Consider the following 15,987-nt stretch of genomic DNA (forward strand, 5'->3'; position numbering starts at 1 on the left):
TCTGCTTTCCCCGAAAAATCGGAAACATTGCACTCGAATATATCGTCAAAATATTCGTGCGATTTTATTCCGTCAAAGATTCCGCCAACAAATGAACAGTCCTTGAGTTTTAGTAACTCCTCATCAAACCAAGGTTTTTTAGGGCCAATTTCACAATCTCCTTTGGTGGCGTATATGTGTAATCCAGAGGCAACTGGAGCTTTGAATATTAGCTCAACAACATCGCCAATCTGTACCTCTGTTTTTGAAACCGATGTTGAAAAATTTGCCGCCCCGAATTTCTGAGAAAACCCATTTACAAATAACCCAACAATCAAAACCAACAATCCTATTACTCTTCTCATATTTCTTTTGTATGTATAAACTAAAATACTTGACATTCTGGTGTCAAAGATGATTATATTTTCAATAAAAAACCTACAAACTCGTTATTGGTTTTAATTATTTAACTATCAAAAAACTACACTATGGCCGTTTGGATTGTGTAAAAGTGTATAATTTACATTATCAAAACATTGGTGCCATTTTAATTTCGTGGAAATTATGAAACGAGCATTCATACTCATATTTCTATGTTTTGGTGGTTCATTTGTTGTCTTCTCGCAAGACAAAATGACCCGTGAACAATATATAGAAACGTATAAAGAATTGGCCATTGCCGAAATGTTTAGAGCAGGTGTTCCGGCAAGCATTACCATGGCTCAAGGCATTTTGGAGAGCAACAACGGCAATAGCCGTTTGGCCAAAGAAGGAAACAATCATTTTGGAATAAAGTGCAAAGCCAATTGGACGGGCAGAACCATTCAGGCCGATGATGACGCTCCTGATGAATGTTTTAGAGCATACGATTCTCCGGAAGAATCGTATCGTGACCACTCGGATTTTTTGAGAGAAAATTGGAGATACCGCGAACTTTTTGATTTGCATATCACTGATTATTTGGGGTGGGCCGAAGGTTTGAGAAAGGCAGGGTATGCCACCAATCAGTCATACCATACCATGATAATAAATCTTATTGAAAAGCATCAACTCTATACTTTAGATGTGGCTCCGGAACCAATTATGCCTCGACCTTTGGTAATGCAAAACGATGTGCCGGTGGTGTATGCAGGCAAAGATGAAACGCTTGAAACCATTGCCAAATCAAACGATATTACCAATCGGCAGATTTATAAATACAATGATTTAAAAGAAGGGGATAAAATAAATGAGGGTGACATTGTTTATTTAAAACCTAAAAGAAGATATGGCTCAGAGCGGTATCATACGTTGGCAGAAGGTGAAACAATGTATCAGATTTCGCAGCAATATGGTATTAAGTTGAAACATCTTTACAAAAGAAATAGGCTTGAAATGGGAGAGGAACCTACCGATGGAGCCAAAATTTATATGAAAGGTAAAAGAGCCAAAGAGGATACATTGCAGGTAAAAACCGTTGAGCAAGTAAAAGAGGTAACAGAGCGATTTGTAAATCCACACAGTATTGAAAAAGCTCCTCCGTTGGAAGATGACAATATAGAATTGCCTGAATATCATGTGGTTGCAGCTGGAGATAATATTTATAGAATTGCTGAAAAATACCACATTTTTGAGGAAGATTTGGTAAAATGGAACCAAATTAACCCTTTGCAACTTTCTAAAGGTCAAAAAATTTACCTTACAGAAGAAAGTGCTAAACAGGCACTTTCAGATAAAAAAGTATTACAACCCAAGCCAATTGAACAAAAAGCAACAACTACCACAACCACATCAACATCAACAAAATATCATGTAGTTGAAAAAGGTGAAACGGTTTACAGTATCACAAAAAAATACAACATCACCGCCGACCAACTGTCCAAATGGAACAACTTGGTAGGCAATCAAATTAATGTTGGCCAAAAGCTAAAAGTTTCTGAATGAGTGCATGGACAAATTTAGCCATATTATTGGGCTATTTTGGTCTGCTGATAGTGGTTTCATGGCTGGTAGGCCGCAAGTCGGATAGCACTTCTTTTTATACGGGCAATCGAAAATCGCCGTGGTTTTTGGTGGCCTTTGGCATGATTGGGGCTTCTATTTCGGGGGTAACGTTTATTTCTATACCCGGTTGGGTGGCCAACACACACTTTGGCTATATGCAAACCGTGTTGGGCTATATGGTTGGTTACATGGTTATTGCATTGGTGCTTTTGCCGTTGTATTACAAAATGAATCTGACCTCCATCTATACCTATTTAGAAAAGCGATATGGCTTTTGGGGGTATAAAACGGGAGCAGCCTATTTTATCGTTTCACGAATTATTGGCTCGGCTTTTCGGCTTTATTTGGCGGCAGAGGTGTTGTATCTGGCCATTTTTGAGCCATTACACATTCCCTATTGGCTCGCCGTGGCCATTACCATTGCCTTGGTTTTTACATACACATCAAAAAGCGGTATAAAATCTGTGGTTTATACCGACACACTTCAAACGTTCTTTTTAATTTCGGCAGTAGTTTTGACCATAATTTTTATATCTAACCAATTGGGTTATAGCTTTTCGGGATTGATTGAAAGTATAAAAACCGACCCCAATTCGCAAATTTTTCATTGGGATGCCAAAAGTAGCAACAACTTTTTTAAACAGTTTATTGGTGGTGCATTTATTGCTTTGGCTATGACCGGATTGGATCAGGATATGATGCAAAAAAATCTGAGTATCAACAACATAAAGTCGGCTCAAAAAAATATTTATGTGCAAATGTTTATGTTTATAGTGGTAAACATTGTTTTTTTAACTTTGGGTTTGTTGCTTTACCAGTATGCTGCACATATCAAGCTTGAGGCATTGGCTAAAACCGACGATTTGTTCCCGACAATTGCTCTCAAAAATGCGACACCGTTTATTAGTACAGCGTTTATTATTGGCTTGGTGGCGGCAGCCTACAGCAGTGCCGACAGTGCTTTAACTGCTTTAACCACCAGTTTTTGTGTTGATTTTTTGGGATTTGAACGAAATAAACCCACCAATTTAAAGGTAAGACAAAAAGTGCATATTGGCTTCGCTGTGGTGCTATTTTTGGTGATAATCGGTTTTAGTTATTGGAATAATGATGCCGTTATAAAGCAATTGTTTACCATTGCAGGATACACGTATGGGCCATTGGTAGGGTTGTTTTTCTTTGGCATTTTAACCAATAAAAAAGTTGACGATGCCGGAATTTTGCCTATTACATTGCTATCCATAGCATATACTGCAGCCTATAGCTATGTTATGCCAAAATGGTTTGACGGTTTTAAACCGGGCTTTGAATTAATTTTGGTAAACGGGCTAATAACCTTTGTTTTGTTGGCGTTAATATCTAAAGAACAGAAAAAAAATGAAATTAGAAGATAGAATACAAAAGGCCTTTGAATTGAAGCAATGGCCGGAGATAAAAAGTTCGGATAGCTGGAATATTTTTAAAGTGATGGCCGAATTTGTAGAAGGCTACGACACATTGGCAAGAATAGGGCCATGCGTATCCATTTTTGGTTCGGCACGCACCAATCCTGGTACAAAATACTACGAAATGGCTGCCGATATTGGCCAAAAACTTGCCGCTGTTGGGTTGGGCGTTATCACGGGTGGTGGCCCCGGTATAATGGAAGCCGGAAACTTGGGAGCCAGTAAAGAAAAAGGGGCATCCGTTGGGTTAAACATCGAGTTGCCGTTCGAGCAAACCTCCAATCCCTACATCGATAGAGATAAATTGATAAACTTTAATTTCTTTTTTGTAAGGAAAGTGATGTTTATGAAATACTCACAAGGGTTTATTGTTTTGCCTGGTGGCTTTGGCACGTTGGATGAATTATTTGAGGCCCTTACCTTAGTGCAAACTCAAAAAACAGCCAAATTTCCAATTATATTGGTGGGTACTGACTTTTGGAGTGGCATGATAGACTGGATTAAAAAAGTAATGTTGGAAAAAGAAAGCAACATTAGTCCTGAAGATATGTACCTATTTAAGGTGGTAGATACTGCCGATGAGGCGGTAAACGAAATTCTTGAATTTTACAGCAAATACAGTATGAGTCTGAATTTTTAATTTTATGTAAATATGCATTTGTTTTGCAGATTTGCATAAATTTTTATTCAATAAAATCAAATATTTATGTAAATCTGCATTTTGGTTGCAGATTTACATAAATAATAATACCTTTGTGTTATGTATGTAGGCAGAGAACTCATCGGACACATGAGGTATATCATTTCTAAATTTCCGGCAATGTCGGTAATGGGGCCTCGGCAATCAGGCAAGTCTTCTTTAATAAAAAATGAATTTTCAGATTTTGCCTATTTTAATTTGGAAGATATTCAACTGCGTGAGCTGGTAGCCTCAGACATAAAGGGTTTTTTGGCAAATAATGGGCAAAAAATTGCCATTGACGAAGCTCAAAATCTACCTGAATTGTTTTCGTATGTACAGTTGGCTGTGGACAACGACCCTGATAAACGCATCATTTTATCCGGTTCACAAAGTTTTTTGTTACACGAAAAGATTGCTCAAAGTTTGGCCGGAAGAATTGGCATAACAAGGCTTTTACCATTTTCGGTAAAAGAACTTAAAGCCGGAAGATTTGAAACAAGCGATTTGGCACAACTAATTTTTACCGGAGGGTATCCAAGAATTTACGATCAAAACATCAACCCGATTCATTTTTATCCAAATTATATTCAAACGTATGTTGAGCGTGATTTGCGAACATTGAGCAACATCGGAGATTTAACGTTGTTTGATGCTTTTGTGCGATTATGTGCAGGAAGAGTGGGTCAAATAATCAATTACTCCTCCATGGCCAATGATTTAGGAGTGAGTCTAAATACTATCAAAAATTGGATTTCGATTCTAAAAACTTCTTTTATAGCCTTTGAGTTGAAGCCTTATTATCGAAATTTTAGCAAACGAACGGTCAAGTCGGGTAAGTTGTACTTTTACGATACCGGCTTAGTTTGTTCGCTGCTTGGCATGACAGACAAGAGCCAATATCAAACACATTTTTTAAAGGGTGGCCTGTTTGAAAACTTCGTGATTGTGGAGGTTTTAAAGCATTTCTACAATCAAGTCAAAGAACCGAAACTTTATTTTTGGCAAGATAGCAACAAAAACGAGGTAGATTGCATTGTAGAAGTTGACGGAAATACCTTTTCATTTGAAATTAAAGCGGGGGCTACGTGGAACAAAGACTTTGCTAAATACCTGATAAAATGGAATGATTTGACGGGTTTTGATGCGGCAAAATCGGCGGTAGTATATGGTGGCAGCGAAGAAATTGTTATTTCCGGAGTTCGATTTTTGCCGTGGTTTAATTTTTTGAAGCAGTTTGAAATTTCATAAAATGAAAGAATAAATAGTCATGAAAATAGAATTAGTAAAAGATAGAATTGTTGAAATTCGAGGTCAAAAGGTTATGCTTGATTTTGACTGGGCCGAGCTTTATGAGGTAGAAACTAGGGTCCTTAATCAGGCAGTTAAACGAAATATAGAACGTTTCCCAAATGATTTTATGTTTCAATTGAGCGAAACAGAATGGGAAAGTATGTCGTCACAATTTGTGATGACATACCCCAATAAGCGACCTAAATCTGCCAAACCCTTCGCATTTACAGAGCAAGGTGTAGCAATGTTATCAGGTGTTTTGCGAAGTAAAAAGGCGATAGAGGTTAATATCTCTATAATGCGAGCATTCGTCCTTATTCGTCAATTTGCACTTTCTCATAAAGAACTCACAGACAAGTTGAAAGAGATTGAAAATAAATATGACAAGCAGTTTAAGGATGTATATGAAGCGTTAAATTATCTCATTGATAAAGAGAAACGACAAGAAAAATATAACAATCGAAAAAGGATAGGATTTAAATAAATGCAAAAACTTCAAGATACCATTGTTGCACCTTCTACACCTGCCGGGGTTTCGGCCATTGCCGTGGTGCGAATGTCGGGTGCGGAGGCCTTACAAATTATTTCTAAATGCTTTTCCAAAAATCTCGAAAAGGTGGACGGATATACCTTGCATTACGGATTTATTCAGGACGAAAACACTCGAATAGACGAAGTATTGGTCAGCGTTTTTAGAACGCCACATAGTTATACAGGCGAAAATTCGGTGGAGATTTCCAGTCATGGCTCTCCGTATATTGTTAAACGAATCATGGAAGTTTTACTAAAATGTGGAGCTAGAATGGCCGATCCGGGCGAGTTTACGCTTCGTGCGTTTCTTAATAAAAAGTTGGATTTGGCACAAGCCGAGGCCGTGGCCGACATGATTCACAGCAATAGCGAGGCAGGTTTGCAAATGGCTATCAGCCAAATGCGGGGTGGCTTTAGCAATGATATTTCGGCATTGCGGCAAGAGTTGATTGATTTTGCTGCACTTATTGAGCTGGAAAATGATTTTGGAGAAGAAGACGTAGAACTTGCAAATAGGCCACAGTTAGAACAATTGGTTGAAAAACTCTTGGTTCAAATAGAAAAGCTTAAAGCCTCTTTTGCCGCAGGAAATGTGCTTAAAAATGGCATTTCTACCGTGATTGCGGGCAAACCCAATGCCGGAAAATCAACCTTGCTCAATGCATTGCTCAATGAAGAAAGAGCCATTGTGAGCGACATTGCAGGCACCACACGCGACACCATTGAAGAAGTATTTACCTTAAACGGCGTCCAGTTCAGATTGATAGACACCGCCGGATTGCGGGAAAGCGATGACACCATTGAACAAATTGGGGTGGGAAAGGCCAAACAGCAGATGGAAAAGGCGGAATTGCTAATTTATCTGCACGCCCCTTCTTCGCAGCAGACAGTGGCAGAAGTGATAAGCGAATGGAACAGGCTACCCCAAGTCAAACACAAGTTGCTTGTATTAAATAAAATAGATGCTACCCATATTGACAAAAGCGATTGGCCGACCGAAACCCTATTTATTTCCGCCAAAACAGGAAACATTGAATCCTTAACCCAAAAACTGACAGAAATTGCGGCCAACTACCAATTTGGCAACGAAACCATTGTAAACAATGTACGTCATGCCGAGGCACTGGGCAATAGTGCCACAGCTTTGCAAGCCGTTTTAGATGGTTTAAACACCGGCATCAGCAGTGATTTAGTGGCTTTAGACATAAGAAACGCCCTATACCATCTCGGCTTGATTACAGGCGAAGTGACAAACGAAGATGTGTTAGATTCGATTTTTTCGAGGTTTTGTATCGGGAAGTAATAATATTTCTTTTGTTTGCCAACCCCTTGTTTTTATTGACTTTATAGCATTTTAACTTCTATTATTTGTTGCCAAATAGCTCTTATTTGCGTATATTTGTTGCCTAACTGTTGCCAAGGCAACACGTTTGTTGCCCAAACTCTATTCCTTATTGAGGTTGGCGAAATGATGCACCAACAAGCACCATTCAGCAACAACGAGCAACATATAGCAACTAATGAGCAGTAATATTAAAATACCAAAGTTTTGTCAGTTTTGTGGACAGGCATTTGTTGCCCAGACTACAACAACAAGGTATTGCTCTAAAACTTGTAACAGCAGACACTACAAGCAGAAGAAGCGAGAAGAGAAAGTTCAAGCGGCTTTACAGCAAGAAATGAACACACCTTCTCAAATGGAACAGATGCAAACTTTGCAAACTCTTCCAATTAAAGTTGGTAACCACGTAAATCTAAGAGAGAAAGAATTTCTAAGTGTACAGGAAGCTGCCGATTTAGTTGGTGCAAGTAGGTGGACGATACAACGTATGATAAAGCGTGAGCAAATCAAAGTTGGTAAGTTAGGCAGACGTACAATTATCCCAAGAACAGAAATAGATAACCTCTTTAAATAACGGCATTATGAAAGTAACACTTAGAAAAAGAAAGAAAGGAAACAAGATAACTTTATACCTGGACTATTATGACAAAGGCAAAAGAGAGTATGAACATTTAGGTTTATATCTCACACCTGACCCAGAGAAAGGAAGTTTAACAAAAGCTCAAAGAGACGAGAACAAGAAAATTTTAGCACTTGCTGAAAGTATTCGTTCTAAGCGACACCTTGAGGTTCAAAATAACATATATGGTTTTAGGGATAAGGAAAAATTAAAAGGTAGCTTTCTAACTTACTTCAGTAACCTTACTGAAAAGAAAAGAGCCAGTAACGGTAATTATGGTAATTGGGATAGTGTAAGAAAGCATTTGAAAAAATACTGCCCTAAGGACGTTTCTTTTGAGAGGTTAGATAAGAAGTGGGTACAAGGTTTTAGGGATTACTTAGACACAGAGGCAACAACTAAAACAGGAAGTGGAATTTCACTCAATACAAAGTATTCCTACTTCAATAAATTACGTGCAGCACTAAAACAGGCCGTAAAAGATGGTGTGATGAAATTTAATCCTTCCGAACAAGTAGAACCATTTCCACAAGACGAGCCTCAGAGAGAGTTCTTAACCTTAGACGAACTCAAAACACTTTCCAAATCACATTGCAAGAATGATAATTTAAGACGTATGTTCTTATTCTCTTGCCTTACAGGTTTAAGATGGTCTGATATTGAAAAATTGAAATGGTCTGAGATACAGCACTCGAAAGAACTTGGTTACTACATACGTTTTAGACAAGCTAAAACTAATGGTATAGAGACACAACCCATTTCTGATGAAGCAAGAGCCTTACTTGGTGAGGAAGGTAAACAGGATAAAAAAGTCTTTACAGGCTTTAGTTATGGCAATTGGAATAAGACACTTTTAAAAGATTGGTTGATGGAAGCTGGCATAACAAAGAAGATTACATTCCATTGTGCTCGTCATACTTACGCTACGCTTCAGTTGACGTTAGGCACTGATATTTATACGGTCAGTAAATTACTTGGTCATAGACATTTGAAGACTACAGAAATCTATGCTAAAGTGATTAACGAGAAGAAGGTAGAAGCAGCTCACAAAATAAATATCGGATTATAATGGAATTAACTATATACAAGAACGTGCTATATGGCACATTAAAACCTTGGTTAATTCCAAGTGATGCTGAGAAGTTTTATCGTCAGAATATGACACCGAAATTTCAGAAACCGTCTGAAAGTATTTCAGACTATTACCGAGCATTAAAAGAGCTACATTCAGATAAAAAGACATTATTTACTGATGATGGTTTAGATATTTATAAATCATTGCCCAAGTCAGAAAAAGCCTATTCTATCTTATCACCATTGGTTGATTTACCCCTACCAACACCAGTAAATTCAGTTCAAAAATTCTACCATTACTTATTGGTTAATGAAACGACCAGATTAACAGATAGGATTTACAACAGCTTTGTCAATTCTGATGATGAACTACTACAAAAAGACATTGTACTAAATGCTGTTAGATCTACAAAAGACTTGCTTTTAAAGATTGGCTCAGATAGAGAAGCATTTCCTAATGACGACTTAACAACATTTGTTTTAGAAACCTTATCAAATTGCATAGTAAGGTTATTAAAGGAAACTGAATTTTTATATCCTTCATTTCTTAATAGTATTCCGACTGATAAGACAGAAGCATTTGCTGAACTTCTGCAAGCAGAAGTACCAGCTTATGATATTGACAAAACTACACCGCTATTTACTACTGTTATGGGTACTCTAATAGGTGCAGATAGCTACAACTTACAGAGTGATGACAGGTTTGCTTTCGGATATAACCAAAGAAATACAGACAGTCTAAAAACTGTTTTATATGCCTTACAGCGTGAGATAGAATTAGTTAATGAAAATGAAAATACTGTTGATGACTTATTAGCAATCCTTACAAGTAAGGATTTGCAATTAGGGGCTAAGCCAGTTAATCTATTTTGTGAGACTACTCAATTCAGCTACATAGTAGCTAAAATGGAGTTGCATTTTACTAATTTCAACCCAACTTCAATTGAAAAATCAAAGCTCTTTATATCCAAAAAAGGAAACCATATTAAGAGGAATAATCTATACAAGAACAAAAGCCAAAACTGTAAAAAACAGCAACAAATAGACACTATACTAAAGGGGCTGTAAATAAAAACAGTAAGATGAGTAAGATATAGTAGTAAGACGTTACCGTCTTACTGATTACCAGAGTGTTACGATAGAAGTTTGTCGAGTAATTATTTGATAAACATTTAAAAATCGTAACATTATGAGTAACGAAAATTTAATCTTAGAAAGGCTCTCACAGATAGAGCAAAAAATTGATGAACAAGCATTGCTAAAAAAAGAAGTTCTCAACTTCAATGATGCCTGTAAGTATTTAGATATAAGTGCTTCTCACTTATATAAACTCACTTCTCAAAAATTAGTGCCACACTTCTGCCCACAGGGTAAGAAGTTGTACTTCAATCGTGCTGAACTGGATGAGTGGTTACAACGTAATCGCCAAAGCTCTACTGATGAGATTGAGCAAGAAGCTGCAAACTATGTCATTAACAACAAAAGGAAATAGTTATGGGCTTTTACAATCCTTTAGACGAGAAATTGGAACAGATTGAAGACCGCTTAGATGATATGCTTCTAATGCTTAAAGACAAGCAAAGAACTAATCCAGAGCAAGTCTTTTTCGACAACCAAGAGTTCCTGCAAATTATGAATATCTCAAAGCGTACCGCCCAATATTGGCGAGATAGCGGACAGATTGGATATTGCCAAATCGGTCATAAAATCTATTACCGCTTATCAGATATTCTCGCTTTGCTCGATAAGAATTTCAAAACACCAGTTCAATAATGCACAACTTCAAAAATTTAATATAATGGCTTCTTCAACAATATTTAAAAATTTCAATCAACCTATAGAAAATAAAGCAATACTACTTATCACCAAAGACATTGCGGAAGGTAAATACAAAGACCTTGTAGAACCTATTAGAATGGCAATAGGAATGGGTAAAGCTGACCGAGTAGATAGACTAAAAAAAGAATTACCAGCTTTCACACCTTCTGGAACATTTGAAGGTGGACGTAAGATGGAGTATTTAAAAATGTATAGTGGTTTTGTTCACTTAGACTTTGACAAACTCAGTCCTGATGAATTGGCTAAAGCCAAATCACAGGTACAAGAAATGCCTACCACTTTTGCTTGTTTCACAAGCCCAAGCGGTAACGGCCTAAAAGTTTTTATTGAAGTAGATAGTAGCTTAGAACACCACAGTATAGCATATAAGCAAGTACAAGAGTTTTACGAGCAATCTTTGAGCATAGAAGCAGACCCAAAGTGTAAAGACGTTACACGGCTTTGCTTTGTGTCTCACGACACAGAAGCATATCGTAACATTCAAAACGAAAAGTTCAAAATTGAGTTGCCACCAGACAATTTACTGGAGCAAGTGCCGAAACCTACGGTTACGCCACCTATTGTAGATAAAGAGTATAATCCATTCTTGGAAGAGCAATTAGCGGAATGTGTACGATTTACTGAAAACAAATATCAGTACTATGATGGCAACAGGAACAACTTCGTATATCAGTTAGCGTGTAATTGCAACAGAAAAGGTATTGCCTATGATGATACATTGGATTTTATCAAGCAAAACTATGACCTAAAAGATTTTGAAATTACCGCTTCTGTTAAAAGTGCTTACAATCATAACGCTACACAATTTGGGCAGTATAAAAAAATAAAACCACCTAAGTCAAGCAATCAATCTTTAGAAACAGACTATCGTATAGAAACACCAACATATAGTGATAAAATATTTGAGGCACTACCCGATATTCTAAGAATAGGTTCACAAGCATTTGATGATAAAAGAGAAAGAGACGTATTTCTCACTGGTGCAATAGCAATACTTAGTGGTTGCCTTCCTAATGTTGTGGGTGAATATGCAAGAGAGACAGTATATCCCAATTTGTTTGCATTTGTTATAGCACCTGCCGCAAGCGGCAAAGGTGCATTGAAATTCGCCAAAAACTTAGGTGATAAATACCAGGATCACCTTTTAGAATGTCATAAGGTAGCAAAAGAACAATATGAGGCAGAATTAGCTGAACATAAAGCAGCACAAAGAGACAGAAAGAAAGGTGAACCTGTTAATACAGAAGAACCAGAGAAGCCACCGTTCAAAGTAGCTTTTATTCCTGCCAATAGTAGCTATGCTAAAATATTACAACATATACAGCAGAATGAAGGAACAGGAATAATATGTGAAACAGAAGCGGATAGTATGGGTAATGTAATGAAACAAGAATGGGGTGGTTATTCGGATATGCTTCGCAAATCCTTTCACCACGAGACCATAAGTTTATCTCGTAAAACGAATGATGAATATATATCTATCAAAGAGCCTAAAATATCTATTGCTTTATCGGGTACACCCGGACAAGTTGGTAATTTAATTTCTTCAGCAGAAGATGGTTTGTTTAGTAGATTTATATTTTACACTTTCAAAGTTGAAGAACAACTTTGGCGTGACGTGTCGCCTTACGGCAACCCTATCAATCTAAACGACCATTTCACAAACTTGTCAAGCCAAGTTTTTTCAATGGTTCAGTTTTTCGAGCAATCCAATACTATCATAAAACTAACTCGTGACCAATGGCTTACTATAAATGAAGTTGGGCAGAAGTGGCTTACAGAGATTACTATTTTTACTTCACAAGAAGCTGGAAGTGTAGCCAAGAGGTTAGGGGTTATTCTTTATCGTTTAGCAATGATATTTACCGCATTAAGAAAATTTGAAAATGGTGAAGCTACCCAAGAAGTGTTATGTACAGATGAAGATTTTGAAATAGCTCTTAGCATAGCAAACACTTTTATAGAGCATAGTGTCATTATGTTTAACAACCTGCCTTCACAAGAGAAAGAAATGCCATTTAAGAGTAGTAATAAGCAAGCATTCTTTGTAGCACTACCGCATAAATTCAAACGAGAAGAAGCTGTTCAAATTGGAATATCACATAATATAAAAGAAAGAACAGTTGGTTCATTGCTAAAAAAGCTACTTGAAAAAGGCTTACTAACCCAACCAGAATACGGCTTTTATCAAAAGGTTAGTTCATAACAATAATTCCATTCTATTTTTATTGTCTTATTTTCTCTTGTTTGTTGTACATTTGTCATTTAATGTCAAGTGAACATTTGTACAATGAATAATTTTGGAGAACTTATTAGAGCCAAACGAGAAGATAAAGAAATGCTTCTGAGACACCTTGCAGCTCAACTGGATATTGATACAGCTCAGCTTAGTAAGATGGAAAGAGGCGAAAGAACTGTAAAGCGTGAACACGTTACACAGCTAATCGACATTTTTAATCTTGACCCAAGTAAGGCATTCTCAGTTTGGTTGTCTGACCAAATTGTTGCCTTAATCACCAATGAAGATGAAGCACTTAACGCCTTAAAGATTGCAGAGAAACAAATCAAAGATTTAAAGTAACTACTAATATATGGAGCAAAAACTTAATATCAATATAATTCCATTTAGCCACCCCTTTGCAAGCAAAGAGTTTGGCTTTTATGCAGAGAAAAAAGAAGGCACATATCCAGTCCATAGGTCTGAATTGCCACAGCCTCTTTGGGAACAGTATGAAGAGGAATTTCAAGACATTAAGTATCTCTATTCTGACTTTGTTTCAACTGATGATACAGACTATAAAGCTGAGGTTGATTTTAAAGAAAGTTCACGTTTTGCAAAGCATTTTTATACCACTAATATTTTAGCATATTTTGAAGATAAGGCTGATGCTATTAAGAAGAATTTTGTTGGCGATATACAGTTATGGTTTAAGGATGAAAGCCTTTCGGCTTCCAGCTTTACAGCCTATGAAAAATACACATTAAAAATAGAGTTCTCAAGACTTACTTCCAGTCCTGCATTACTTATTACTTATGATGGCATTTCTAAGGTGTCAACTAAAAGTATTGCTGAAATAGATACACCAACGGATAACTTCAAAACCATAATTTTCAGAAACAGAATAACAAAGTTTGACAGGTTAGATGAAGAAGCTAAACAGAACTTAACTGAAGCAAATCCATTGCTCTCTATTACTTTAAAAGAAATTCTTAAAATACCTCAGAATAGACCAAAGCGAGTAAATAAATACATACCATACTACGAGAAGATAAATAAATTCTATAATCAGTACTTGAATAATGAAGCATTTAGAAAGTTAATCCCATTAGACACAAAAGGGTTCTTCAATATTCCAGAGAAAGAAGTTTTTAGAATAAACTACAAATCCAATAATCTAAAGTTTTATAATGGTACAGAAATAGATCCACAGAAAGGAATGAAAATGGGGCCATACAAAACAGCCCAAAATCCGAATAACATTAGTTTCTTCTTTGTGTACCACAAATCAGACAGAGCAAAAGCTGTTGCACAGCTTTACTCTTATTTTACCAAAGGTTATGTAAAGAATGGTAACACTGTCTTTAAACCTTTGAAAGAATATATTAAACAACCGTTTCACATAGCTAAAGATGATAGTATAGCCTTTGATAGTCCAGAAACAGCATTAAAGGAAATTAAGCAGCACTTGATAGACTTTAACCCTAAACCTAATACTCAATATGTTGCAATCTATGTCAGTCCGATTAGTAAGAACGAAAGAGACCCGGAAAGGATAATGCTTTACTATAAAGTCAAGGAAGAACTGTTAAAGCACAACATTACTTCTCAAGTAATATACAATCAGAATATTTTTAACGATTACTTCAATTACTACTTGCCAAATATCGCTATCGCTCTATTGGCAAAAATTGGTGGCATTCCTTGGCGTTTAGATAGAGACCCTTCACAAGAGTTAATAGTAGGTGTTGGAGCATTCAATTCTATTACAACCAAAAGTCGTTATGTCGGTAGTGCATTCTGTTTTAATAATGAAGGAGAATTTAAAGGTTTTGACTGTTTCAGAAATAATGAAATGGATTTATTGGTAGGTGCTATTAGGAAGCAAATCCTTACCTACTTAATTACCAATGGCGAGAATGCAAAAAGACTAATCATTCATTATTACAAAGTATTCAGTAAAGATGAATTAGACCCAGTTCAACGTATGTTAGGTAAATTAGGCTTAGATATTCCAGTTATAGTAGTAACAATAAACAAAACGGAGAGTAAAGACTATGTAGCTTTTGACACAAATTCTGATGCTCTTATGCCTTTAAGCGGAACTATAATAGACATATCAAAAACAAAACATTTACTTTTCAATAATACACGTTACTCTGAGAACGGCTATCCGCCAAAGGACAATCCTTTTCCAGTAAAATTACAACTGTATTGTACAGAGGAAGGCTATTTTGATGACCCAGCAGTAAAGAAAGAAATTATAGACCAGGTATATCAATTTAGTAGAATGTATTGGAAGTCTGTAAAACAACAGAACTTACCTGTAACTATAAAATACCCAGAAATGGTAGCTCAAATATTCCCATTTTTTGAAGCTGACAAATTAGAAGATTTTGCTAAGAATAACCTTTGGTTTTTATGATGGATGAAAAAATAGAAAATAGACTCAATCAAAGGGATATAAAACCTACTGCAATGCGAATCCTTGTTCTGCAATATTTGATGGAGCAAGACAATGCAGTTTCATTACAAAGTATAGAAAATGCCTTTGAAATAGCTGATAAGTCCACACTGTATAGAACACTTAAAACCTTTGAGAAAAACAAATTGGTTCACACCATTGATGACGGTACTAAGCAATTAAAATATGCCCTTTGTTTAGAAAGTTGCGAATGTGAAACCATTGACCAACACTACCACTTTCATTGTACAAACTGCCAAAACACATTCTGCCTTACCAATCAGAACATTCCTCAGATAGAACTACCCAAAAACTTCAAAATGCAACAGGCCAATATGGTTATCAAAGGTTTATGCGAAAACTGCAATCGTTAAACTTTGCAAGTGGGTTGCAGTAAACTTGTTTTACCTTTGAGGTCATAAATGAGATTATTTGCATTCATATTATCGCTATACATTACAGCACTATCAATAGTGCCGTGTGCTGATGGTATGCCGCAAACGTCCACTGATACAGACGTT

Annotated in this window: 16 protein-coding genes; all 16 read left to right on the plus strand. The window is 36.5% G+C overall.

Annotated features, from left to right (window positions below):
- Positions 1-27: 27 nt before the first annotated feature.
- Positions 28-285, plus strand: coding sequence for a hypothetical protein (locus H6607_02095; GenBank protein MCB9261152.1), 258 nt, complete (start codon positions 28-30; stop codon positions 283-285).
- 258 nt (positions 286-543) lie between these two features.
- Positions 544-1,902: a LysM peptidoglycan-binding domain-containing protein gene (locus H6607_02100; GenBank protein ID MCB9261153.1), complete on the plus strand. Its 1,359-nt coding sequence runs from the start codon at positions 544-546 to the stop codon at positions 1,900-1,902.
- Positions 1,899-3,356: a sodium:solute symporter gene (locus tag H6607_02105; GenBank protein MCB9261154.1), complete on the plus strand. Its 1,458-nt coding sequence runs from the start codon at positions 1,899-1,901 to the stop codon at positions 3,354-3,356. The genes H6607_02100 and H6607_02105 overlap by 4 nt, the downstream gene beginning before the upstream one ends.
- Positions 3,340-4,047, plus strand: a complete 708-nt coding sequence (locus H6607_02110) for a TIGR00730 family Rossman fold protein (protein ID MCB9261155.1) — start codon at positions 3,340-3,342, stop codon at positions 4,045-4,047. Before H6607_02105 ends, H6607_02110 begins: the two co-directional genes overlap by 17 nt.
- Positions 4,048-4,167: 120 nt before the next feature.
- A complete protein-coding gene (locus H6607_02115) occupies positions 4,168-5,337 on the plus strand; it encodes an ATP-binding protein (protein MCB9261156.1) in 1,170 nt (389 codons plus the stop codon).
- 19 nt (positions 5,338-5,356) lie between these two features.
- On the plus strand, positions 5,357-5,863 hold the full coding sequence (locus H6607_02120; protein MCB9261157.1) for an ORF6N domain-containing protein: 507 nt from the start codon (positions 5,357-5,359) through the stop codon (positions 5,861-5,863).
- The gene (mnmE, locus tag H6607_02125; GenBank protein ID MCB9261158.1) at positions 5,864-7,213 is read left to right on the plus strand and encodes a tRNA uridine-5-carboxymethylaminomethyl(34) synthesis GTPase MnmE; all 1,350 of its coding nucleotides are present in this window, start codon (positions 5,864-5,866) and stop codon (positions 7,211-7,213) included. It begins immediately after the preceding gene.
- Between the two features lie 217 nt (positions 7,214-7,430).
- A complete protein-coding gene (locus tag H6607_02130) occupies positions 7,431-7,826 on the plus strand; it encodes a helix-turn-helix domain-containing protein (GenBank protein MCB9261159.1) in 396 nt (131 codons plus the stop codon).
- 7 nt (positions 7,827-7,833) lie between these two features.
- On the plus strand, positions 7,834-8,940 hold the full coding sequence (locus H6607_02135) for a site-specific integrase (protein ID MCB9261160.1): 1,107 nt from the start codon (positions 7,834-7,836) through the stop codon (positions 8,938-8,940).
- Positions 8,940-10,013 (plus strand): hypothetical protein, encoded by a 1,074-nt coding sequence (locus H6607_02140; GenBank protein MCB9261161.1) that lies wholly within the window; start codon positions 8,940-8,942, stop codon positions 10,011-10,013. The genes H6607_02135 and H6607_02140 overlap by 1 nt, the downstream gene beginning before the upstream one ends.
- Positions 10,014-10,134: 121 nt before the next feature.
- Positions 10,135-10,437, plus strand: coding sequence for a helix-turn-helix domain-containing protein (locus H6607_02145; GenBank protein MCB9261162.1), 303 nt, complete (start codon positions 10,135-10,137; stop codon positions 10,435-10,437).
- Between the two features lie 62 nt (positions 10,438-10,499).
- Positions 10,500-10,718 carry a helix-turn-helix domain-containing protein gene (locus H6607_02150; protein ID MCB9261163.1) on the plus strand — a complete coding sequence of 73 codons (219 nt, stop codon included), beginning with the start codon at positions 10,500-10,502 and terminating at the stop codon, positions 10,716-10,718.
- A gap of 25 nt (positions 10,719-10,743) precedes the next feature.
- Positions 10,744-12,990 carry a DUF3987 domain-containing protein gene (locus H6607_02155; protein ID MCB9261164.1) on the plus strand — a complete coding sequence of 749 codons (2,247 nt, stop codon included), beginning with the start codon at positions 10,744-10,746 and terminating at the stop codon, positions 12,988-12,990.
- Positions 12,991-13,074: 84 nt separating this feature from the next.
- A complete protein-coding gene (locus tag H6607_02160; GenBank protein MCB9261165.1) occupies positions 13,075-13,365 on the plus strand; it encodes a helix-turn-helix transcriptional regulator in 291 nt (96 codons plus the stop codon).
- Positions 13,366-13,375: 10 nt separating this feature from the next.
- The gene (locus tag H6607_02165) at positions 13,376-15,427 is read left to right on the plus strand and encodes a hypothetical protein (GenBank protein ID MCB9261166.1); all 2,052 of its coding nucleotides are present in this window, start codon (positions 13,376-13,378) and stop codon (positions 15,425-15,427) included.
- A complete protein-coding gene (locus H6607_02170; protein MCB9261167.1) occupies positions 15,427-15,840 on the plus strand; it encodes a transcriptional repressor in 414 nt (137 codons plus the stop codon). The genes H6607_02165 and H6607_02170 overlap by 1 nt, the downstream gene beginning before the upstream one ends.
- Positions 15,841-15,987 lie beyond the last annotated feature (147 nt).

It is taken from the genome of Flavobacteriales bacterium, from assembly GCA_020635395.1.
GTDB lineage: Bacteria > Bacteroidota > Bacteroidia > NS11-12g > UBA9320 > UBA987.

What these genes read in the sequence shown, in the direction of transcription:
- H6607_02105 (MCB9261154.1), top strand. Translation starts at nt 1,899, where the DNA reads ATGAGTGCATGGACAAATTTAGCCATATTATTGGGCTATTTTGGTCTG.
- H6607_02170 (MCB9261167.1), top strand. Translation starts at nt 15,427, where the DNA reads ATGGATGAAAAAATAGAAAATAGACTCAATCAAAGGGATATAAAACCT.
- H6607_02135 (MCB9261160.1), top strand. Translation starts at nt 7,834, where the DNA reads ATGAAAGTAACACTTAGAAAAAGAAAGAAAGGAAACAAGATAACTTTA.
- H6607_02145 (MCB9261162.1), top strand. Translation starts at nt 10,135, where the DNA reads ATGAGTAACGAAAATTTAATCTTAGAAAGGCTCTCACAGATAGAGCAA.
- H6607_02155 (MCB9261164.1), top strand. Translation starts at nt 10,744, where the DNA reads ATGGCTTCTTCAACAATATTTAAAAATTTCAATCAACCTATAGAAAAT.
- H6607_02150 (MCB9261163.1), top strand. Translation starts at nt 10,500, where the DNA reads ATGCTTCTAATGCTTAAAGACAAGCAAAGAACTAATCCAGAGCAAGTC.
- H6607_02160 (MCB9261165.1), top strand. Translation starts at nt 13,075, where the DNA reads ATGAATAATTTTGGAGAACTTATTAGAGCCAAACGAGAAGATAAAGAA.
- mnmE (MCB9261158.1), top strand. Translation starts at nt 5,864, where the DNA reads ATGCAAAAACTTCAAGATACCATTGTTGCACCTTCTACACCTGCCGGG.
- H6607_02165 (MCB9261166.1), top strand. Translation starts at nt 13,376, where the DNA reads ATGGAGCAAAAACTTAATATCAATATAATTCCATTTAGCCACCCCTTT.
- H6607_02140 (MCB9261161.1), top strand. Translation starts at nt 8,940, where the DNA reads ATGGAATTAACTATATACAAGAACGTGCTATATGGCACATTAAAACCT.
- H6607_02110 (MCB9261155.1), top strand. Translation starts at nt 3,340, where the DNA reads ATGAAATTAGAAGATAGAATACAAAAGGCCTTTGAATTGAAGCAATGG.
- H6607_02100 (MCB9261153.1), top strand. Translation starts at nt 544, where the DNA reads ATGAAACGAGCATTCATACTCATATTTCTATGTTTTGGTGGTTCATTT.
- H6607_02120 (MCB9261157.1), top strand. Translation starts at nt 5,357, where the DNA reads ATGAAAATAGAATTAGTAAAAGATAGAATTGTTGAAATTCGAGGTCAA.
- H6607_02115 (MCB9261156.1), top strand. Translation starts at nt 4,168, where the DNA reads ATGTATGTAGGCAGAGAACTCATCGGACACATGAGGTATATCATTTCT.
- H6607_02130 (MCB9261159.1), top strand. Translation starts at nt 7,431, where the DNA reads ATGAGCAGTAATATTAAAATACCAAAGTTTTGTCAGTTTTGTGGACAG.